We start from the raw sequence: 20833 nt of genomic DNA, 5'->3' as shown, positions 1-20833 counted from the left end.
CGTATGTGACGATATGAAACAGGCATCGCGATGGTTTTTGTGCTGCACGCTGGCGGCAGCACTGGCATTGACCGGCTGCGGCGGGGGAAACTCCGGCAGCAGCTCCGGCTCTATGAGCGGCAGCACCTCTGCGGGCGGCAGCGCGGCGCAAAGCGCGGCGTGGCGCACCGGACTGGGGGTTCTGACCGAAGCGACAGGTACAGACCGTGCGGGCAATATCCGCACCGTGGCGGCTGCCGTGCTGCTGGATGCAGACGGCAAGCTGGCGGGGGTGACGCTGGACGAGCTGGAGCTTTCGGTCAGTGCGGACGGCACCGGCAAGGTGACCACCCCTACCGACACCCGCACCAAGCGCCAGAAGGGGAAGGACTACCCACTGGCAGAGGTGTCCGGCCTGAAAAAGGGCTGGGCAGAGCAGGCCGATGCCTTTGGCAGCTGGCTTGAGGGCAAGACCCCGGAGGAAGTGAAAAAGCTGAAAACGGATGCAGACGGCAAGCCCACGGACGCAGATCTTCTCTCCGGCTGCACCATTGCGGTGAACCGCTACCGGGATGCCGTTGTCCGCGCCTGCGAGAATGCACAGGTGCTGGGCGCTGCCCGGGGCGATACGGTCAAACTGGGCGTTGAGGTAGCCGAAATGCCGCAGGGGCTTGCGGGCACAGATGATAAGGACGCACAGGTGCAGGCTAAGATCACGCTGGCGGTGGTGACTATGGACGAGAACGCCCGGGTGACCAGCGCCATCGGGGATATGACCGAGCCGGAGCTGACGGTCAGCGCGGACGGCACGGTGTCTGCCCCGCGTGAGCCGGTGTACACCAAAAACGAACTGGGCGACCGCTACGGGATGCGCAGCGCAAGCGCGTTAGGCAAGGAGTGGTACGAGCACAGCGCAGGCTGGTGCGGCTACCTGAAAGGCAAAAACGCCGTGGAGATCGGCAAACTCTCCGCAGACGGCACGGATGCCGACCTGAAGGCGCTGTGCACCATCTCGGTCACCGACCTGCAAAAGGCGGTGCTGAAGGCCATGGCGGAGCAATAATCATAAAACAGGATGTCCCTCTGCACAAAAAGTGCGGGGGGATTTTTTATGGATACCCCCTCAGGCGCTAACGCAGTGAGCAGACGGAAGGGGTATTTGCAGCTGCCCTCTCAGACGCAAAGCCGGAAGGGGTATGCACACTTTCCTACAAAAAGCGGGCTTACGGGCGGGGCAAAGCAGTGCATTGTGCAAAAAATAAAGGTTTCCTCTTGCAAAACGGCGGCAAACGCGCTATTCTATAGCTACAGTTTACCACTTTAGCATGGTAAAATGGTAAAACGAGAGGGAAGCGGGACGCAGAACGTCCCCCATGGGAGGAAAAAGATATGAAACTCAAGCGTATTGCAAGTGCATTTCTGGCCGGTGCTCTGGCACTGAGCCTTGCAGCCTGCGGCGGCAGTGCATCCACCTCTGCGGCGGCTTCTGCTTCCGGCAGTGCAGCCGGTTCGGCTTCTGCCGCAGCGGGCAGCGATCTGGACTACATCAAGGGCAAGGGCAAAATGGTCATCGGCTACACCGTGTACGAGCCCATGAACTATACCGATGCCGACGGCAACTTTACCGGCTTTGATACCGAGCTTGCCACCGCTGTGTGCGCAAAGCTGGGCGTAGAGCCGGAGTTCGTGGAGATCAACTGGGACACCAAGGTGGTGGAGCTGGACGCCAAGAGCATCGACTGCATCTGGAACGGCATGACCCTGACCGAGGATATCATGGCTAACACCGCCACCACCAAGGCCTACGCCAAGAATGCACAGGTCGTGGTGGTCAAGGAGGGCACCGCCTACACCTCCACCGCCGACCTTGCCGGTAAGACCGTGGTGGCCGAGGCCGGTTCTGCCGGTGAAGCCGCCATTCAGGGCGATGAAAACCTTGCCAAGGCCGATTATGTTTCCAAGAGCGTGCAGACCGACTGCCTGATGGAAGTGGCTGCCGGTACGGCAGATGCCGCTGTGCTGGATCTGACCCTTGCCAACGCCATGATCGGGGAGGGCACCGACTACGCAAGCCTGAAGATCGTGGACGAGCTGAACGCCGAGGAGTACGGCGTGGCGTTCCGCAAGGGCAGCGATGCCGCCGCCGCGGTGGACACCGCCTTTGACGAGCTGAAGGCTGACGGTACCATGCAGGCACTGGCAGAGAAGTACGAGCTGGCGCTGGCGGACTGAGCCGGGCGTAAAACAAAACGATAGATGGGTGTGTTTTTGTGTCTGTGATCCTTGGGCGCCTTTCCGGCGCGTTCCTGCTCAACTGTGAGCTGTTTGCCCTTACGTTGCTGTTTGCGCTGCCGCTGGGGCTGGTGGTGGCCTTTGGCTCCATGAGCCGGTGCAGGCTGCTGTCCGGCGCGGTAAAGACCTTTGTCTGGGTCATCCGCGGCACGCCGCTGATGCTGCAGATCATCGTCATTTATTTAGGCCCCGGTCTGCTGGGCATGAATAACCCGTGGCCCTCCGGCTCCGGCGGGCGCATGGTGGCGGCGGTGGTAGCCTTTGCCATCAACTACGCCTGCTATTTTTCCGAGATCTACCGCGGCGGCATCGAGGCCGTGCCCAAAGGCCAGACCGAGGCCGGGCAGGTGTTGGGCATGACCCGCACGCAGATCTTTTTCAAGGTCACCCTTTTGCAGGTGGTCAAGCGCATCCTGCCGCCCATGGGCAACGAGATCATCACCCTTGTCAAGGATACCTCGCTGGCAAACACCATCGCCAACAAGGAGATCATCATGATGGCCAAGGAGTACAGCGCAAAGGGCCTGATCTGGCCGCTGTTTTCCACGGCGCTGTTCTTCCTTGTGTTCGTGGGCGCGCTCACGTTGCTGTTTGGCTGGGCTGAAAAGAAACTGGATTATTTCCGCTGCTGAGGAGGTTTTTAAAATATGGCATTACTGGAAGCCTCCGGCATTGGCAAAAATTTCGGAGATACAAAGGTCTTAAAGGATATTTCCCTTACCCTGGAGCAGGGCGAGACACTGGCCATCATCGGCTCGTCTGGCTCCGGCAAGACCACCCTGCTGCGCTGCCTGAACTTTCTGGAGCGGCCGGACACTGGCTGCATCCGGGTGAACGACGAGACTATGTGGGACGCCGCCGACCCCGCCACCCAACGGGAGAGCGAGATCCGCAAAAAGCGGCTGCACTTCGGGCTGGTGTTCCAGAACTTCAACCTTTTCCCGCAGTATACCGCCTTGCAGAACGTGATGCTGGCAGGGGAACTGCTGGCAAAGGAGCGCCCGGACTACCGTGCCAACAAAAAGGCGGTGCACGCCCAGCTGGAACAGCAGGCGCGGGAACTTCTGGCGCAGATGGGGCTTTCGGAGCGGGCAGACCACTACCCGCACCAGCTTTCCGGCGGGCAGCAGCAGCGGGTAGCCATTGCCCGTGCGCTGGCACTGCACCCGGACATCCTCTGCTTTGACGAGCCCACCAGCGCCCTTGACCCGGAACTGACCGGCGAGGTGCTGCGGGTGCTGCGGGAACTGGCCGACCGCAAGACCACCATGATCATCGTGACCCACGAGATGCACTTTGCCCGGGATGTGGCTGACCGCATCCTGTTTATGGACGGCGGCGTGGTGGTGGAGGAGGGCCCTGCAAAGCAGCTGATCGACCACCCGCGCGAGCAGCGCACCAAACAGTTTCTGGCACACTACGCGGAATGAGCAAAATCACCAATTCTTTACGCAAAAAAATGGAAATGTTGATGCAAACCAAGTCTTGTAAAACCGGCGCTGCTCCGCTATAATACCACTCATGAATCCTTACAACGTCCTGCCGCTTTTCCGGCAGGGCGTTTTTCACGGCAAAAATGCGAACATCCATCTTTTTTTGTGTGGGCAGGAGGTATATTTCCATGACCAAAGATATGACGCAGGGCAGCCCGCTGAAGCTGCTGCTTGCCTTTGCTGTGCCGCTGATGCTGGGCAGCCTGTTCCAGCAGTTCTACAATCTGGCCGATACCATCATCGTGGGCCGGTTCGTGGGCGTGGAAGCGCTGGCGGCGGTAGGCAGCGTGGGCGGCCTGAACTATCTGGTGCTGGGCTTTGTCAACGGCATTGCCTGCGGCTTTTCCATCCCCATCTCATGGACCTTCGGTGCCCACGACCACCATGAGATGCGCCGCTACACCGCCAATACCGTGTGGCTGTCCATCGCCTTTGCCACGGTGCTCACCATCGTCACGGTGGCTATGACCCGGCTGGTGCTGGTGTGGACGAATACCCCGGCCGATATCATCGACCTTGCGGATGTGTATATCCGCACCATTTTTGCGGGCATCCCGTTCACCCTGCTTTATAATGTGACCAGCGCCCTGATGCGTGCACTGGGCGACAGCAAGCGCCCGCTGTATTTCCTGTTGGTGGCCAGTGTGCTGAACATCGGGCTGGACCTTGCCTGCATCATTGTGTTCAACATGGGCGTGTTCGGCGCGGCCTTTGCCACCGTGTTCAGTCAGGCTGTGGCGGGCATCGGCAGCCTTCTTTATATCGTGCGCCACTACCCGGAGCTGCGCTGGAATAAGGAAGAAGGGCGCATCAGCGCACCGCACTGTGCAAAACTTTGCTCTATGGGCATCCCCATGGGCTTGCAGTGCAGCATTACCGCCATCGGTAGCGTGGTGCTGCAGGGCGCGGTGAATGGTCTGGGCAGCGACATCGTGGCGGCGCAGACCGCCGGCGGCAAGGCTGCGCAGTTCCTCAGCGTGCCGCTGGAGAGCATCGGCACCGCCATGACCACCTACACCAGCCAGAATATGGGCGCGAAAGACCTTGGCCGTGTGAACCGCGGCGTGAACACCGCACTGGGCATCGGCTGCGTGTACAGTGTAGCGTCCTTCCTCATCCTGCGCGTGCTGGACAAGTCCCTGATCGGCCTGTTTCTGGACGCAGGCGAGACCGCCATTATGGCCAATGCGCAGGACTTCATCTTCTGGAACAGTGTGTTCTACATCCCGCTGGCGGTGCTTATCATCTACCGCTATACCATTCAGGGTCTGGGGCACTCCGGCCTTGCCATGTTTGCCGGTGTGGCTGAAATGATCGCCCGCGCCATGGTGGGCTTCTGGTTCGTGCCGCTGTGGGGCTACTTTGCCGCCTGCATCGCAAACCCGGTGGCATGGTTCTTTGCCTGCTTCTTCCTGATCCCGGCGTATTTTGTGGTGTTCCGTAAACTGCAAAAGGAAAAGCAGCAGGAAGCCGCCGCAAAGGCGCAGTAAGGGTTCATAAAAAGTGCTTTTTCTTTTCGTCTTTTCATGCTATAATAACAAATAAGTACGGCTTTGCCGTAACAGGGCAGGGGTTATAAGTCTTTGAAAAGCTGGTTTGCTTAAAGGCTTCCCCCTTGGGGTGAAGGCTAAGAGGACAGCTGTTTTCGGGATGAATAGCTGCACTGCCGGGGCAATGCCCGCAATTGCGGCGGGCGGGAAAATACAAAAAGAGAGGCGAATCGAGATGTTGGATATGATCAGATGCAGCACCGGCGGTGCGTACTATGCGCGCGGCGAGTGGGTGCCCGCAGACGGCAATGCACCTGCTGCACTGGCAGCAAAGGGCTTTGATGCCGCTGCCGTTGCCACGGCTAAGACCGGCACTATGGCCTACAATATTATGCAGGCACACAACACCAGCGGCGATGCCGAGAATCTGAAGATCAAGTTTGATGCCATGGCAAGCCATGACATCACCTTTGTGGGCATTATCCAGACCGCCCGTGCTTCCGGGCTGGAAAAGTTCCCCATCCCTTATGTGCTTACCAACTGCCACAATAGCCTGTGCGCTGTGGGCGGCACTATCAACGAGGACGACCACCGCTTTGGTCTGTCCGCTGCCAAAAAGTACGGCGGCATCTTTGTGCCCCCGCACATGGCAGTCATCCACCAGTATATGCGCGAGCGCTTTGCGGGCTGCGGCAAAATGATCCTTGGCTCGGACTCCCACACCCGCTACGGTGCACTGGGCACCATGGCGATCGGCGAGGGCGGTGGTGAGCTGGCAAAGCAGCTGCTGGGCCGCACCTACGATGTTGCCCGCCCGGGCGTTGTGGCTATCTACCTGACCGGCAGTCTGCCGGCGGGCTGCGGCCCCCACGATGTAGCCATTGCCCTTGTGGGCAAGCTGTTCAAGAGCGGCTACGTCAAGAACAAGGTCATGGAGTTTGTTGGCCCCGGCATTGCTTCCCTGCGGCAGGATACCCGCAACGCCATTGATGCCATGACCACCGAGACCACCTGCCTGTCCTCCATCTGGGAGACTGACGAAGTCACCCAGCGTTTTCTGGCAGTGCACGGCCGTGCAGCGGACTACAAAAAGCTGGCACCGGCAGACCTCGCCTACTACGATGGCGTGGTGGAGGTGGATCTTTCTGCCATCCGTCCCATGATCGCCCTGCCCATGCACCCCTCCAACGCCTTTACCATTGAGGAGCTGAACGCAAATCTGGAGGACATCCTCCACGCCTGCGAGCAGGATGTGCAGAAGCTGATCGGCCGCAAGGACGTGCAGCTGGATCTGTGCAGCAAGATCGAAAACGGTAAGCTGCGGGTAGATCAGGGCGTCATTGCAGGTTGCGCAGGCGGTCTGTACGACAGCATCTACGAGGCTGCTTCCATCCTCAAGGGTCATACCGGCGGCTGCGGCGACTACGCCCTGAGCGTTTACCCCGGCAGCCAGCCCATCATGATGGAACTGGTGCGCACCGGCGTCATCGGCGAGCTGATGGCCAGCGGTGCCACCATCCGCACCGCCTTCTGCGGCCCCTGCTTCGGCGCGGGCGATGTGCCCGCCAACGGCGCACTGTCCATCCGTCACACCACCCGCAACTTCCCCAGCCGCGAAGGCTCCAAGCCCGGCAGCGGTCAGCTGTCCGGTGTGGCACTGATGGATGCCCGCAGCATTGCAGCCACCACCGCAAACGGCGGCATCCTGACCCCCGCCACCGACATTGATTACGATCCCACCGTGCCGGAGTACCAGTACGATGCTTCCAGCTACGACACCCGCGTGTATCAGGGCTTTGGCAAGGGCGATTACGACGCTCTGCTCAAGTTCGGCCCCAACATCAAGGACTGGCCGGAGATCGCACCGCTGGGCGACAACCTGCTGCTGAAGGTGGCATCCTATATCACCGACCCCGTCACCACCACCGACGAGCTGATCCCTTCCGGCGAGACGTCCTCGTACCGTTCCAACCCCTTGGGTCTGGCTGAGTTCACCCTCAGCCGCAAGGACCCGGAGTATGTGAGCCGCGCCAAGGCCGTGCAGGCCGAGGAAACTGCCCGCCGCGCCGGTGCAGGGGACGCCGCCCTGCTGGCAAAGGTGAACGCCGTGCCCGGCTGCGAGCAGCTGAGCTGGAACGATATCCAGATCGCTTCTACCATCTTTGCGGTCAAGCCCGGCGATGGCTCTGCCCGCGAGCAGGCTGCCAGCTGCCAGCGTGTGCTGGGTGCCGGTGCCAATATCGTTACCGAGTACGCCACCAAGCGTTACCGCTCCAACCTGATCAACTGGGGTATGCTGCCCCTGCAGCTGGCAGGTGCCACCCCCTTTGGTCTGGGGGATTATGTGCTCATCCCCAATGTGCGGGAAGCACTCAAGGGCGATCTGCAGAGCATCAAGGCCTACGTTCTGGGCGATACCGTCAAGGAGTTCGAGTTGTACATGGCTCCGCTCACCACTGACGAGCGCCAGATCCTGGCTGACGGCTGCCTGATCAATTTCTATAAGCACTAAGGAAGTAACCCGCTATGTCCTGTGACCTGCATATCCATTCCACCTGCTCTGACGGTGCTGTGCCCATCGAGCGGCTGGCGTCCATCGCCGCCCGCACCGGGCTGCACGCCATCGCCCTTTCCGATCACGACACCCTGCTCAGCGCCCAGTACGCCTACGCCCACACCGGGCAGGACGGGGTAGAGCTGATCCCTGCCGTGGAGCTGACCGGCTACGACTTTGAGCGCCAGCACCGGGTGCACCTGCTGTGCTACTACCCGGACGTGGACTGCCCGGCGCTGCGGGAGCACTGCGCCATCATGAAGGAGCGCCGCAACGCCTGCGCTTTGCAGAGCGCAAAGGAGCTGGAGCAGCTGTACCCGCAGTTTACCACCGACCTTGCGTGGGAGACCACCAAGGCCAGCGGGGTGCTGTTCAAAAGTGGGCTGATGCAGGCGCTGGAACTGCTGGGCCTGACCGATGGCAGCATCTACGGCGAGACCTACCACAAGCTGTTCGGGTGGAACCCCCGGGGCATCGTGCTGCACTCGCCGGAGTATCTGCCGGTGCGGCAGGTGCTGGCTACCGCTAAAGCCAGCGGCGGCGCGGTGGTGTTTGCCCACCCCACGGTGTACAAAAGTATGCCCCTGCTGCGGGAGCTGGCGGCAGAGGGCGCAGTGGACGGCATAGAGGTGTACCACCCCAGCAACAGCCCGGAGGACAGCGCCGAGTGCCTTGCCCTGTGCAAGCAGTACGGCCTTGTGGCAACCGCAGGTACGGACTTCCATGGCCGCAACCACAAGCACCCCCACCCCATCGGCACCTGCACCGCACCGGACGAAGCCGCAGCGCAGCTGCGCGCCATCGCCGAAAAACGTAAAAGAGAGAGGACGTAAAGACCATGAGCAAGGAATTTTCCTTCCCGAACAAGGGCACCTGCTCCAAGCAGACCAACTTTGTGCTGAACGATGACCACACCATTGCATCCATCGAGGTCATCGGCGGCTGCAACGGCAACCTGAAAGGCATCTGCCAGCTGCTCACCGGCATGAAGGCAGAGGATGCCATTGCCCGTCTGGATGGTACGCTGTGCGGCTTCCGCAGCACCAGCTGCCCGGACCAGATTGCCAAGAACCTGAAAAAGGCTCTGGAAGAGATGAACTAAACTCACCGGAGAGCCGCTGCACAGACCTTTGTGCGGCGGCTCTCTTTTTGTGCGGGACGATTTTGAATGCCCGCCGCTATGCTCTGGGCATGAATAGCGGAAAATTATTTTGAATTAGAGCAATGCCGGACAGCCTGCAAGCTGTCCGGCATTGCGTTTTTGCGGGAATGCTTTAAATGTTTTTGCGCTTCGCACTATGTCACAATTTGTACGCATTTCCAGCAAATAAGGGCGGATGTAAAAAATCTATACACCGGGCAAAGTTTGTTTGTTGTTCAAGTTCACTTTGCGGGGTATACTGTTGCCATAGAGAACAGCACGATGAAGGCTGTGAAAAGATATTTTTGAAGCAGGGAGGCTTTTTTATGTACTATTCCAGTGGCAACTACGAAGCTTTTGCAACCCCCAAAAAGCCGGAGGGCGTGGATCATAAATCCGCTTATATCATCGGCTCCGGTCTGGCAGCCCTGACCGCTGCCTGCTATCTGGTGCGCGATGGCCAGATGAAGGGCGAGCACGTCCATGTGTTTGAAAAGAACGCACTGGCCGGTGGCGCTTGCGATGGCTACAAGTACGATATCGGCTATGTGATGCGCGGCGGCCGCGAGATGGACAACCACTTCGAGGTCATGTGGGATCTGCTGCACTCCATCCCCTCTCTGGAGACCGAGGGTGCCAGCGTGCTGGACGAGTATTACTGGCTGAACAAGGAGGACCCCAACTTCTCCCTGTGCCGTGCCACCGTCAACCGCGGCGAGGATGCTCACACTGATGGCAAATTCGGCCTGTCCGATAAGGGCGCCATGGAGATCATGAAGCTGTTCTTCACCCCGGACGAGCAGCTGCAGGATAAGAAGATCACCGATTTCTTCGATGACGAGGTGCTCAACACCAACTTCTGGATGTACTGGCGCACCATGTTCGCCTTCGAGAACTGGCACAGCGCGCTGGAGATGAAGCTGTACCTCAAGCGCTATATCCACCATATCGGTGGTCTGCCGGACTTTACCGCTCTGCGCTTTACCCGCTATAATCAGTACGAGTCCATCATCCTGCCCATGGTGCGCTATCTGGAAAGCTTTGGCGTGCAGTTCCACTACAACACCAAGGTCACCGATGTGAAGTTCGACATCCAGAAGGGCCGCAAGCTGGCAAGCTCTGTCACCGTGGAGCACGAGGGCGAGACCACCAACATTGATCTGACCGAGAACGATCTGCTGTTCATCACCAACGGCGGCTGCGTGGAAAGCTGCACCGTGGGTGCACAGAATAAGGCTACCGGCTTTGATCCCACCATCCAGCCCGGCAACGGCTGGGATCTGTGGAAGAAGATCGCCGCACAGGATCCCTCCTTCGGTCACCCGGAGAAGTTCTGCTCCGAGCCGGAGCTGAGCAACTGGGAAAGCGCTACCATCACCACGCTGGACGACAAGATCCCCCAGTATATCCGCAAGATCTGCAAGCGCGACCCCTTCAGCGGCCACACCGTCACCGGCGGCATCGTCACCGTCAAGGACTCCAGCTGGCTGCTCAGCTGGACGCTGAACCGTCAGCAGCAGTTCAAGGATCAGCCCAAGAACCAGCTGTGCGTCTGGGTGTACGGCCTGTTCAGCGATAAGCCCGGCGATTACGTCAAAAAGCCCATGCGTGACTGCACCGGTCGCGAGATCTGCATGGAGTGGCTGTACCACATCGGCGTGCCCGAGGATCAGATCGCTGAACTGGCAGAGCACAGCGCCAACACCGTGCCTGTGATGATGCCCTATATCGATGCCTTCTTCATGCCCCGTGCCATGGGCGACCGTCCCGATGTTGTGCCCGAGGGTGCTGTGAACTTTGCCTTCCTTGGCCAGTTTGCCGAGACCGCCCGCGATACCATCTTTACCACCGAGTACTCCATGCGCACCGGTATGGAGGCCGTGTACACCCTGCTGAACATTGACCGCGGCGTGCCCGAGGTCTGGGGCAGCACCTACGATGTGCGCGCCCTGATCGATGCCACCGTGAAGCTGCGCGACGGCAAAAAGATCACCGACATGGATCTGCCGCTGATCCCGCGTCTGGCTTTGAAGGAAGCTTTGAAGAAGATCGAGGGTACCGACCTTGAGAAGTTCCTCAAGGAGTATAACGCCATCTGATATTTCCTCTCCTCCGATAGACCCGGCAACGGGTCTGAATCCCCCCTGAAAAGGACCTCTCCGCTGCTCTGCGACAGGGCGCGGGGAGGTCTTTTTTGTATAGGATTTGTGTAAAAATGGTACAATGTGTGTCAAAATAAAGCGGGACGTGAAAATTATTTGTACCAAAAGAACGATTTTGGCTTGTTTGCGGCGGCGTTCTGTGCTATGCTAGAGCTATTGAAAGGGCAGGAGGGAAGAGCCTGCCCCAAATGCGATACGCCAAAAATAAAAGGAGGTCGTTTTCCTGTGAAACAACTTATTTCCCGTCGCAGCTTTTTAAAGGCTGCTGGTGTGACCGCTGCCGCTGCATCCATGGCCATCGGTGCGCCCGCCGCATCGGCCTGCTGGCTTGGTGATAAGTCTGACGTCACCATCCTGTACACCAACGATGTCCATACTTACATCGACAAGCAGAGCCCCAAGCTGACCTACGCCGCCATTGCCGACCTGAAGCAGAGTTACCAGAACGCCGGCAAGGATGTGCTGCTGGTGGACGCAGGCGACCATGTGCAGGGCACTGCCTATGGCTCTATGGACGAGGGCGCTTCCATCATCAAGCTGATGAACGCTGCCGGTTACGATGTCGCCACCCCCGGCAACCACGAGTTTGACTACGGCATGGACCGCGCCAAGGCCATCATGAAGGAAGCGGACTTCCCGTACCTGTCCTGCAACTGGGTAGACCTGCGCACCGGCCTGCGTGTGCTGCCCTCCGTCAAGGTGTTCGTGCGCGGCGGCAGACGCATTGCCTTTGTGGGTGTGACCACCCCCGAGACCTTTACCAAGTCCACCCCTGCCTACTTTATGGACAAGGCACAGCGCAAGTACATCTACGACATTCAGGGCGGCGAGGACGGCAAAAAGCTCTATGACGCCGTGCAGAAGGCCATTGATAAGGCAAAGCTTCTGGCAGATGTCGTCATCGGTCTGGGCCATCTGGGCGTAGACCCCTCTTCCTCTCCGTGGACCAGTGAGGAAGTCATTGCCCACACCAGCGGCTTTGACGCCTTTATCGACGGTCACTCCCATACCGTAATGGAGAACAAGCAGGTGCAGGATGCCTCCGGCAAGGCTGTCACCCTGACCCAGACCGGTTCTTACTTTGCCAACGTTGGCGAGATGACCATCGCTGCGGACGGCACCATCACCACCAAGCTCATCCCCACCCACGAGGGCATGGACGCAGGCATCGCCGCCATGCAGACCGGCTGGGTGAACACCGTGGACGATATGCTGGGCGAGAAGATCGCTGTGGGCGACAGCGATTTCTACGTCTCTGACCCCGCCACCGGCAAGCGCCGCATCCGCTCTGCCGAGACCAACCTCGGCGACTTTGTGGCCGACGGCATCTACGCCTACTTCAACGAGGTGGAAAAGCTGCACTGTGATCTGGCCATCATGAACGGCGGCGGCATCCGCGCCGATGTGCCCGCAGGCGACTGGACCTTCAAGACCTGCAAGCAGGTCAGCCCCTTTGGCAACGTGGCCTGCCTGATGTCGGTCACCGGTAAGCAGATCCAGGACGCATTGGAATTTGCAGCCCGCTTTGCAGGCGAGGGCGGCAAGGAGAACGGCGGCTTCCTGCAGGTGGCAGGTGCTACCTACGAGATCCACACCGATATCCCCAACACCGTGCAGACCGACGAGAAGAATGTCTGGATCGGCAGCGCCACCGGCACTCCGCGCGTGCAGAACGTGAAGATCTACGATAAGGCTTCCGGCAGCTATCTGCCGCTGGACCCGGGCGCTACCTACGCGCTGGCCGGTATGAACTACACCCTGCGCAATCTGGGCGATGGCTTTGCCATGTTTGACGGCGCAGAGCTGATCAAGGACTATGTGTCCGAGGATTATCTGGTGATGGCTACCTACGCTATGATTTTTGACGGCGCAGATGCTGCGGGTCTGCCGCACCTGTCCAGCGCCAACAGCCCGCTGGCCGCTTACCCCGGCTATCTGCTCGACTACGAGCAGCCCTACGGCGCAGGCCGCATTACTATTCTGTAAAAGAAAGCTCTTTATTTAAGGCAAAATCAACGGTATAGCAAAAAACCGGGTAGTCTGCGGGCTGCCCGGTTTTTGTGTGTGCAGGGAAACTCCCTCAGTCAAAGCCTGACGGCTTTGCCAGCTCCCTCTGGGAGGGAGCCTCTGGCGAAACCGGGAACTTTCCCACCATGCCAAAGGCCCCATCCCCGAGGGGGCTGTCTGCGCAGCAGACTGGGGGAGTTTCCCCGGCAGGGGTGACTCTTCAAAAGTTCCCTATGACCCACAGGGGTTTTGAAGAGTCACGGTCTTGCGGCTGTGGCTCAGAATCATACAAACAGAAAAGCCACCTGAGTTTCCTCAGATGGCTTTGTTCTGGTTGGGGATGAGAGAATCGAACTCCCACAAGTAGAGTCAGAGTCTACCGCACTACCACTATGCAAATCCCCAATATTCTGTTGTGTTTTGCGGGGTGAGCCGCTCAACGTGTGCTATTATACGGGAAAAGCCCGGAGTTGTCAAGCATAATTTTGAAAAAAGTTGTACTTTTTTGGAAAATGCCGCAGCAGCGCCGGATAATCTGTGCCGGAGCACTGCCACGCTTCGGCACATTCTGCGCACCGCACCGCCTATACTGGAAGGTACAAAACCTTGCAAAGTACCAGAAGGAGGATGCCTATGCCGGAACGAACCACACAAAACGCCCAGACCCTGCTTTCGCCCCGCGTCCCGCGGGATACCGAGCACGAGCGCTACCACCCGGAACTGGAAGAAGAACTGAAAGAATGCCTGTTCTGCCTGAAGCGCAACGAGATGATGTTTGATATGGAGGTGGATACCGACCTCATTGAGCAGCGCATCTACGAGCGGCAGGCGCTGCTGTGCCGTTACCGGTACTTACTGGCGCGCGCCCGGGAGCTGGGACTGCACACGGTGCTTACCCGCTACCAGCCCATGGGTGGGTGAAAACGGTCAGCGAAAAAATCTTGACAAAAGGCGCGCTGCGTGATATCCTATTACAAGATAAAAGCGTACCGGAACTATGTCCGGCGCGATAAATTTTTGAGAGTTAGAGAGGTTTCTATCATGGAGCGTATCAAGACTATTGCTACTCGTGACCTGACCAAGAGCGTTAAGACCGGTGGCTGCGGCGAGTGCCAGACTTCCTGCCAGTCCGCCTGCAAGACTTCCTGCGGCGTGGCTAACCAGCAGTGCGAGAATAGCAACAAGTAATTTCTGCAAACCTTATGCCGCCTTTGCCGGGCGGCATTTTTTTGTGTAATCTGGAATGGAGTGTAAAATGGTACATCAGTATCAATTAAACGGTTATAACATCGTGCTGGACACCTGCAGCGGCTCGGTGCACGTTGTGGACGAGGTGGCCTACGATATCATCGCCATGTACCCGGAGCATACCGCAGACGAGATCGTTGCCGCCATGCTGGCAAAGTACGGCAGCCGTCCGGACGTGACCGAGGAGGATCTGCGCCAGTGCATCGACGATGTGACCAGCCTGAAGGAAAACGGCAAGCTGTGGAGCCCGGATGTCTATAAGGACATGGCCTTTGACTTCAAGAACCGCAACACCGTGGTAAAGGCACTGTGCCTGCACGTTGCCCACAGCTGCAACCTGAGCTGCTCTTACTGCTTTGCCTCGCAGGGACGCTACCACGGCGACCGCGCCCTGATGAGCTTTGAGGTGGGCAAGCGCGCCATGGACTTCCTCATTGAGAACAGCGGCACCCGCCGCAATCTGGAAGTGGACTTCTTTGGCGGCGAGCCGCTGATGAACTTTGATATGGTCAAAAAGCTGGTGGCCTACTGCCGCGAGCAGGAGAAGATCCACAACAAGAACTTCCGCTTTACCATGACCACCAACGGCGTGCTGATCGATGATGACGTTATCGATTTCTGCAACAAGGAGTGCCACAACGTGGTGCTGAGTCTGGACGGCCGCAAGGAGGTCAACGACCGTTTCCGTGTGGACTGCGCAGGCAACGGCAGCTACGACCGCATCGTGCCCAAGTTCCAGGAGTTCGTCAAGAAACGCGGCGACAAGAACTACTATATGCGCGGCACCTATACCCACTATAACACCGACTTCACCAACGATATCTTCCACATGGCAGACCTTGGCTTTACCGAGCTGAGCATGGAGCCGGTGGTCTGCGACCCCAGCGACCCCAGCGCCCTGACCGAGGCGGATCTGCCCATCCTGAAGGAGCAGTACGAGATCCTTGCCAAGGAGATGATCAAGCGCGACCGCGAGGGCAGAGGTTTTACCTTCTACCACTACATGATCGACCTGACCGGCGGCCCCTGCATCTATAAGCGTATCTCCGGCTGCGGCTCCGGCACCGAGTATATGGCGGTTACCCCTTGGGGCGACTTGTACCCCTGCCACCAGTTCGTGGGCGACCCCAAGTACCTGCTGGGCGATATCTGGAAGGGTGTCACCAACACCGCCGTGCGGGATGAGTTCAAGCACTGCAACGCCTACGCCCGCAAGGAGTGTCAGGACTGCTGGGCAAAGCTGTACTGCTCCGGCGGCTGCGCTGCCAACTCCTACCATGCCACCGGCAGCATTACCGGCGTGTACGAGTACGGCTGTGAGCTGTTCAAAAAGCGCATGGAGTGCGCCATCATGATCAAGGTAGCCGAGAATCAGGAACTGGCTGCCAAGGGCATCGAGGTGCCCATTGAGCTGGGCTCCACCTGCAACGCCTGCGCCGATGGCGAAGCCTGCGAATGAGCATGACCACCCCCATCGTGGATTTTGTGCGCAGCTATGCACAGTCCGGCACTGCCCGGCTGCATATGCCCGGCCACAAGGGGCAGAGCCTTTTAGGCTTTGAGCCGCTGGATATCACCGAGATCCGCGGTGCAGACGAGCTTTACGCGCCGGAGGGCATCATTGCCGAAAGCGAAGCCAACGCCACCCGGCTGTTTGGTACGGCGCACAGCTATTACAGCACCGAGGGCTCGTCCCAGTGCATCCGCGCCATGCTGTTTCTGGCGCTGCAAAGCGCACCGCAAAACGGCAAGCGCCCGGTGCTGCTGGCTGCCCGCAACGCCCACAAGGCGCTGCTGTACGCGGCGGCGCTGTTGGATTTTGATATCCGCTGGCTCTGGCCGTCTGCGCAGGCAGAAGGCGCACTGTGCAGCTGCCCGGTCACAGCCGAAGCGCTGACCGGGGCTTTACACGCGCTGGCGCAGCAGGGGATAGAGCCCTTTGGCGTGTACGTTACCAGCCCGGATTATCTGGGCGGGGTGCAGGACATCCCGGCGCTGGCCGCTGTCTGCCGGGCGCAGGGCGTGCCTTTGCTGGTGGATAACGCCCACGGTGCCTACCTGCGCTTTCTGCCGCAGAACTGCCACCCCATCGCGCAGGGCGCGGCCATGTGCTGCGACTCTGCCCACAAGACCCTGCCGGTGGTCACCGGCGGCGCGTATCTGCATCTGGCGCACGATGCCCCCGTGCAGGACGAAGCCGCCGTGCGGGGTGCGCTGGCGCTGTTCGGCTCTACCAGCCCCTCTTACCTCATTTTGCAGTCATTGGATGCCTGCAACGCGGTGCTGGCAGGGGACTACCCCCGGCGGCTGGCGCAGTGCTGCGCGGCGCTGGAAGGGGTGCGCCGCAGCCTGAACAAGGCCGCAGCGGTACGGCAGTGCCCGGTGCCGCTGGCAGTTGCCGGTGCGCAGCAGGAGCCGATGAAGCTTACGCTGGATGCCGCCGCCCTTGGCTGCACCGGCACAGCGCTGGCAGATGCCTTGCGCCGCGCACAGATGGAATGCGAGTACGCCGACCCCCGCTATGTGGTGCTGATGTTCACCCCGGAGAACCCGCCGCAGGACTTTGAACGCCTGCAAACCGCGCTGGAGCAGCTTCTGGCTGCGGTGCCCGCCGGGCTGCCCCGCCCCGAGAACCGGGCAGGGGAGTTTGCCGCCTTGCAGCAGCAGGCGGTGCAGCGCTGCACCATCCGGCAGGCGGTGCTGGGCGCACAGGTGCGCGTCCCGGTGCACAAGGCACTGGGACGGGTGTGTGCCATGCCTACGGTGTCCTGCCCGCCCGCCATCCCTGTGGCGGTCAGCGGCGAGGAGATCACCCCGGCGGCTATTGCCTTGATGCAGCGCTACGGAATCGAAGAACTCTCGGTGCTGCGATAAAAAATATTATTATTTACCCCTTCAGCCGCCTGCGGCGACAGCTTCCCCAAGGGGACGCCTTATGGCTGTGCCGGAAAGCTGCCCGTTGCTACAAAAGCCGTCCCCTTGGGGAAGGTGGCTGCGACCAACGGGAGCAGACGGAAGGGGTAAATAGGCTGAAAATAAACGACCCACTGCATAAAACTTGCAGTGGGTCGTTTGCGTATCAAAGACTAAATATCCGTCCGGGGTGCGGCGCACATCTCCCAGAAGTGCAGCTCGTGCTCCGAGCAGGCGCGGAAGATCGCGCGGCAGCGGGCGGCGCGCTCCGGCGAAAGACCAGTGCAGGCGGCTTCGGCGCGTTCAGCCCATGCGCGGCAGGCGGCATCGTAGCCGGGGCTGGCGTAGTCCAGCACCAGCGCGCCGTAGTAGGTATCCTTTACGGCGGGGGAGCGCTGCAAAAGCTTCTGGAACAGCCAGCCATAGCTCAGCATACAGGGCAGGCAGGCCATCAGGCACTCGGCTTCGCCCTCGCCGTTGCGGGCGGCGTCGATCATGCAGTCCAGATAAGCGCGGCTTTCTGGGCGCAGGGGCAGGGACTGGATATCGGCTTCCCGCAGGCCGTACTGCTCCAGATACCGCAGCCGGGTCAGATCCTCGTTCTCCTGCACGAAGGACAGCAGGGAATAGTAAGTGCGCATAGCCGCCATGGTGGTGGCCTTGGTCATGCCCCACGCAAAAATTTTGGCGTACTCCCGCAGATACAGGCTGTCCTCCACAAGATAGCTTTTAAAGCAGTCCTCGCTCAGGGTGCCGTTTTCCATCTTTTGCAGAAACTCGGTCTGTAAGCACTGTTCCCACACGGGCAGGTCGGCCTGCACCAGCGCCGAAACAAAGGGCAGGTCAGTCACGGACAAAATCTCCCTTCAGGTTGAAGGTGTGATCCATGGGCCCGGAGCCGTGCCCTAAATCCAGCATGGCAGACAGGCAGCCGGAAATGTAGGCCTTGGCGCGCTCCACGGCAGTGTCAAGGTCGTAGCCCTTTGCCAGATTGGAAGCGATGGCGCTGGACAGGGTGCAGCCGGTGCCGTGGGTGTTGGGGTTTGCGATGCGCTTGCCCTTGAACCACTTGCCGGTGCCGCCGCGCCACAAAAGGTCGTCGGCATCGTTGATCTGGTGACCGCCCTTGCACAGCACGGCGCAGCCGTAACGCTGGCTGATGGTGCGGGCAGCAGCTTCCATGTCGGCGGCGTTTGTAATGGTCATGCCGGACAGGATCTCCGCTTCCGGGATGTTGGGAGTAAGCACCTCAGCCAGCGGCAGCAGCTTTTCGGTCAGCGCCTGCACGGCATCGTCCTGCAGCAGCTTTGCGCCGGAGGTAGCCACCATCACAGGGTCCACCACGATATGCTTTGCGCCGTAGAAGTGCAGCCGCTCGGCGATGGTGTCGATGAGCGGGGCAGAGGATACCATGCCGATCTTCACCGCATCCGGGTAGATGTCGGTGAACACGGCATCGAGCTGCTGCGCTAGAAACTGCGGCGTGGTGTCAAAAATGGCGGTCACACCGGTGGTGTTCTGTGCTGTCAGGGCGGTAATGGCGCTCATGGCAAACACGCCGTTGGCGGTCATGGTCTTGATATCGGCCTGGATCCCGGCGCCGCCGCTGGAATCACTGCCGGCAATGGTCAATGCAGTTTTCATAGATAAACACTCCTTGTTTTTTATTCGCCCAGTGCGGTGCGGAGGTTGTCCAGCACCTTTTTGCTCAGCAGCACAAAGGCCTGCTTGGTGCGGCCGGCGGACACATTGGCGCAGCGCACGTTTTCCCGGGCAAAGAAGTCCTCGGCCACGGGGCCTGCAGCGGCGCGGGTGTCGCAGAAGAAGCGGGTGCCGGGCAGATCGAGCCACTTTTCCAGCGCAGCGGAGTCAAAGCCGGGGCCGATGGAGGTGTTGAACAGCACCTTGCCTGCGCCCAGCTGGGCAAACTCATTTTCGCCCAGCAGCAGTACATTCTTGTTCAGGCAGGTGAACACCACCTCGCTGTCCGCCAGCAGCTGGGGCAGGGGCTTGAAGGTCATACCGGCGGCTTCGGCGTCCGGCTTTGCGCTGCGGGCAAAGTAGCTGATCTCTGCGCCCATAAATTGCAGCGCATCGGCGATCATCCGGCCGGAAACGCCCAGCCCCACGATGCCCACCTTCAGGCCGGTGATCTCCACCGGCTCGTCCCGCAGCATGGGCATCCCAAAGCCGTGCAGCAGGCCGGTCAGCTCGTGCAGAACGTACTCCACAACGCCGCGGTCGCCGTAGTCCCGGATGCCCAGCACCTGGATGCCCCGGGTGCGTGCGTAGGCGATATCCACGTTGGCACTCTCCTCAGAGTACAGGCTGCAGCACATCCCGATATAGCGGATGTTGGGGCACTGCGCGATGACTTCCTTGCCCATGCGGGAGGTGTAGCTCAGCAGTACGGCATCGGCGTCTCCAATGCGGCGCACCATCTCGTCATCGCTGGCGGGCACGTCCCGGTACAGTACCACCTCTTTGGCGTAGCGGTGCAGCTCCTCCTCGGCAGAGGGGATCAGGCTGACCGGCTCAATGGCAACAAGCTTTTCAAACATGACGGACTCCTCCTTATATTAGTAGAAGCAGACGGGCGAAGCCAGATTGCGCAGCAGGGAGACGGCGCTCCAGCCCGCAATGGCGCTGGTGGAAGAGCAGATATCCACCACAGCCTTTACGCCCTCGATCTCGGCAGTGATGCAGTGGTCATCGCCCACCCAGCCGGGCACGGAGTGCATGGTCACCCCGGTGATCTCGGGGCCGGTGGTGGCCAGAGAGGTAGCCACCGCCACGTTTACCCGGCGGGGAAAGGTAGCAATGGCCTGCTTGGCGTTGCCGGTGAACACGGTGGTCTTTTCGGTGTCGGTCAGCAGATGCTCTGCCCACACCGGCGTATTGCGGAAGCCTTTTGCACCGGTGTGGGTCTCGATGCCGGCAGTCTCCGGCAAGCCCTGCGCCTGTGCCATCAGGGTGACGGTCTGCAGCACGTCAAAGCCGCCGATGGCACCGCTGGTCAGGTGCACCTTGGCACCGCCCTCCACGGCAGCTGCCTTGACCTGTGCGTAGAAATCCAGATCCGCAAAGGCACCGATGGACAGAATGACCAGATTCACGCCCCGCTTCAGCACCGGGATGGCCATAGCGCGCACCGACTCCACCGAAGCGGCCTCCACGATGTACTCCGGCTCAAGCGCCAGCAGCGCGTCCACGTCCTCACAAACAGCGCAGCCGACATTGGCGGCGGTCTTTTCAGCCGAGGCGCGGGTGCGGCTGGTCACGCCCACCAGCTCGTAGTCCGGCAGCAGACCCTTCTTCCACGCGTCAGCCACGATGTTGCCCAGAAAGCCGCAGCCCACAATACCCAATTTTGTTTTCATATCCGTATCCTAAACTCCTTTTTCTGCCTGTGGCAGCATATTCAAAGCCAGTATACCATACCGGGCACAAAAAGGGAAATAATGTTTGCAGCAGCCCGGCGGAGCAGGACATAAAAAGTTAACAAAATAAATTACAAAAAAATTACAATACCCTATTGCAAAATGGTTTCAAAA

The 20833-nt window shown here is 59.8% G+C and carries 18 protein-coding genes and 1 tRNA gene; 14 read left to right on the top strand and 5 right to left on the bottom strand.

Going from position 1 to position 20833, the window contains the following annotated elements:
* Positions 1-13: 13 nt before the first annotated feature.
* The 10 genes from WMO20_RS06400 to WMO20_RS06355 all read left to right on the top strand — a co-directional run bounded on the left by WMO20_RS06400 (position 14) and on the right by WMO20_RS06355 (position 13097).
* A complete protein-coding gene (locus tag WMO20_RS06400; RefSeq protein WP_349186176.1) occupies positions 14-1042 on the top strand; it encodes a hypothetical protein in 1029 nt (342 codons plus the stop codon).
* A gap of 326 nt (positions 1043-1368) precedes the next feature.
* On the top strand, positions 1369-2211 hold the full coding sequence (locus tag WMO20_RS06395; protein WP_349186175.1) for a transporter substrate-binding domain-containing protein: 843 nt from the start codon (positions 1369-1371) through the stop codon (positions 2209-2211).
* A gap of 44 nt (positions 2212-2255) precedes the next feature.
* On the top strand, positions 2256-2903 hold the full coding sequence (locus WMO20_RS06390; protein WP_349151601.1) for an amino acid ABC transporter permease: 648 nt from the start codon (positions 2256-2258) through the stop codon (positions 2901-2903).
* A gap of 15 nt (positions 2904-2918) precedes the next feature.
* On the top strand, positions 2919-3701 hold the full coding sequence (locus WMO20_RS06385; RefSeq protein WP_349186174.1) for an amino acid ABC transporter ATP-binding protein: 783 nt from the start codon (positions 2919-2921) through the stop codon (positions 3699-3701).
* Positions 3702-3892: 191 nt separating this feature from the next.
* Positions 3893-5254 carry an MATE family efflux transporter gene (locus WMO20_RS06380; protein ID WP_349186173.1) on the top strand — a complete coding sequence of 454 codons (1362 nt, stop codon included), beginning with the start codon at positions 3893-3895 and terminating at the stop codon, positions 5252-5254.
* A gap of 244 nt (positions 5255-5498) precedes the next feature.
* Positions 5499-7766, top strand: coding sequence for a hydratase (locus tag WMO20_RS06375; protein WP_435387759.1), 2268 nt, complete (start codon positions 5499-5501; stop codon positions 7764-7766).
* A gap of 14 nt (positions 7767-7780) precedes the next feature.
* Positions 7781-8641, top strand: a complete 861-nt coding sequence (locus tag WMO20_RS06370) for a PHP domain-containing protein (protein WP_112091052.1) — start codon at positions 7781-7783, stop codon at positions 8639-8641.
* Positions 8642-8646: 5 nt separating this feature from the next.
* Positions 8647-8910 (top strand): TIGR03905 family TSCPD domain-containing protein, encoded by a 264-nt coding sequence (locus tag WMO20_RS06365; RefSeq protein WP_112091053.1) that lies wholly within the window; start codon positions 8647-8649, stop codon positions 8908-8910.
* A gap of 365 nt (positions 8911-9275) precedes the next feature.
* Positions 9276-11048, top strand: a complete 1773-nt coding sequence (locus WMO20_RS06360) for an oleate hydratase (RefSeq protein WP_349186171.1) — start codon at positions 9276-9278, stop codon at positions 11046-11048.
* Between the two features lie 288 nt (positions 11049-11336).
* Positions 11337-13097 (top strand): bifunctional metallophosphatase/5'-nucleotidase, encoded by a 1761-nt coding sequence (locus WMO20_RS06355; protein WP_349186170.1) that lies wholly within the window; start codon positions 11337-11339, stop codon positions 13095-13097.
* A gap of 352 nt (positions 13098-13449) precedes the next feature.
* Here WMO20_RS06355 and WMO20_RS06350 read toward each other — a convergent pair.
* Positions 13450-13523, bottom strand: a tRNA-Gln gene (locus WMO20_RS06350).
* 228 nt (positions 13524-13751) lie between these two features.
* Between WMO20_RS06350 and WMO20_RS06345 the strand changes: the two genes are divergently transcribed.
* From WMO20_RS06345 to WMO20_RS06330, 4 genes are all read left to right on the top strand, one after another.
* Positions 13752-14039, top strand: coding sequence for a hypothetical protein (locus WMO20_RS06345; RefSeq protein ID WP_015538363.1), 288 nt, complete (start codon positions 13752-13754; stop codon positions 14037-14039).
* 120 nt (positions 14040-14159) lie between these two features.
* Positions 14160-14306, top strand: coding sequence for a six-cysteine ranthipeptide SCIFF (scfA, locus tag WMO20_RS06340; RefSeq protein WP_005926683.1), 147 nt, complete (start codon positions 14160-14162; stop codon positions 14304-14306).
* A gap of 67 nt (positions 14307-14373) precedes the next feature.
* Positions 14374-15825, top strand: coding sequence for a thioether cross-link-forming SCIFF peptide maturase (gene scfB / locus WMO20_RS06335; RefSeq protein WP_349186169.1), 1452 nt, complete (start codon positions 14374-14376; stop codon positions 15823-15825).
* On the top strand, positions 15822-17240 hold the full coding sequence (locus tag WMO20_RS06330) for an aminotransferase class I/II-fold pyridoxal phosphate-dependent enzyme (protein WP_349186168.1): 1419 nt from the start codon (positions 15822-15824) through the stop codon (positions 17238-17240). Before scfB ends, WMO20_RS06330 begins: the two co-directional genes overlap by 4 nt.
* 212 nt (positions 17241-17452) lie before the next feature.
* On the opposite strand, the gene WMO20_RS06325 is transcribed toward WMO20_RS06330, so the two are convergent.
* Genes WMO20_RS06325 through WMO20_RS06310 form a run of 4 tightly spaced genes read right to left on the bottom strand, consistent with a single transcriptional unit; the run spans position 17453 to position 20659 of the window.
* Positions 17453-18130, bottom strand: a complete 678-nt coding sequence (locus WMO20_RS06325; RefSeq protein ID WP_349186167.1) for a thiaminase II/PqqC family protein — start codon at positions 18128-18130, stop codon at positions 17453-17455.
* Complete coding sequence (gene thiD / locus WMO20_RS06320; protein ID WP_349186166.1) at positions 18123-18923, bottom strand: bifunctional hydroxymethylpyrimidine kinase/phosphomethylpyrimidine kinase; 801 nt, start codon at positions 18921-18923, stop codon at positions 18123-18125. Before thiD ends, WMO20_RS06325 begins: the two co-directional genes overlap by 8 nt.
* A 20-nt stretch (positions 18924-18943) precedes the next feature.
* A complete protein-coding gene (locus WMO20_RS06315) occupies positions 18944-19840 on the bottom strand; it encodes an NAD(P)-dependent oxidoreductase (protein WP_349186165.1) in 897 nt (298 codons plus the stop codon).
* An 18-nt stretch (positions 19841-19858) separates the two neighbouring features.
* Complete coding sequence (locus WMO20_RS06310; RefSeq protein WP_316539799.1) at positions 19859-20659, bottom strand: aspartate dehydrogenase domain-containing protein; 801 nt, start codon at positions 20657-20659, stop codon at positions 19859-19861.
* Positions 20660-20833 lie beyond the last annotated feature (174 nt).

Origin of the sequence: Faecalibacterium intestinale (genome assembly GCF_040096575.1) — a bacterium.
Lineage (GTDB): Bacteria > Bacillota > Clostridia > Oscillospirales > Ruminococcaceae > Faecalibacterium > Faecalibacterium intestinale.
Note: the sequence above shows the minus strand (reverse complement) of the source record. Positions and strands in the feature narration are given on the sequence as shown.

Bases quoted from the DNA above. Each gene is read 5' to 3' on its own strand.
- WMO20_RS06400 (WP_349186176.1), top strand. From the start codon at position 14: ATGAAACAGGCATCGCGATGGTTTTTGTGCTGCACGCTGGCGGCAGCA.
- WMO20_RS06395 (WP_349186175.1), top strand. From the start codon at position 1,369: ATGAAACTCAAGCGTATTGCAAGTGCATTTCTGGCCGGTGCTCTGGCA.
- WMO20_RS06385 (WP_349186174.1), top strand. From the start codon at position 2,919: ATGGCATTACTGGAAGCCTCCGGCATTGGCAAAAATTTCGGAGATACA.
- WMO20_RS06380 (WP_349186173.1), top strand. From the start codon at position 3,893: ATGACCAAAGATATGACGCAGGGCAGCCCGCTGAAGCTGCTGCTTGCC.
- WMO20_RS06375 (WP_435387759.1), top strand. From the start codon at position 5,499: ATGATCAGATGCAGCACCGGCGGTGCGTACTATGCGCGCGGCGAGTGG.
- WMO20_RS06370 (WP_112091052.1), top strand. From the start codon at position 7,781: ATGTCCTGTGACCTGCATATCCATTCCACCTGCTCTGACGGTGCTGTG.
- WMO20_RS06365 (WP_112091053.1), top strand. From the start codon at position 8,647: ATGAGCAAGGAATTTTCCTTCCCGAACAAGGGCACCTGCTCCAAGCAG.
- WMO20_RS06360 (WP_349186171.1), top strand. From the start codon at position 9,276: ATGTACTATTCCAGTGGCAACTACGAAGCTTTTGCAACCCCCAAAAAG.
- WMO20_RS06345 (WP_015538363.1), top strand. From the start codon at position 13,752: ATGCCGGAACGAACCACACAAAACGCCCAGACCCTGCTTTCGCCCCGC.
- scfA (WP_005926683.1), top strand. From the start codon at position 14,160: ATGGAGCGTATCAAGACTATTGCTACTCGTGACCTGACCAAGAGCGTT.
- scfB (WP_349186169.1), top strand. From the start codon at position 14,374: ATGGTACATCAGTATCAATTAAACGGTTATAACATCGTGCTGGACACC.
- WMO20_RS06330 (WP_349186168.1), top strand. From the start codon at position 15,822: ATGAGCATGACCACCCCCATCGTGGATTTTGTGCGCAGCTATGCACAG.
- thiD (WP_349186166.1), bottom strand. From the start codon at position 18,923: ATGAAAACTGCATTGACCATTGCCGGCAGTGATTCCAGCGGCGGCGCC.
- WMO20_RS06315 (WP_349186165.1), bottom strand. From the start codon at position 19,840: ATGTTTGAAAAGCTTGTTGCCATTGAGCCGGTCAGCCTGATCCCCTCT.
- WMO20_RS06310 (WP_316539799.1), bottom strand. From the start codon at position 20,659: ATGAAAACAAAATTGGGTATTGTGGGCTGCGGCTTTCTGGGCAACATC.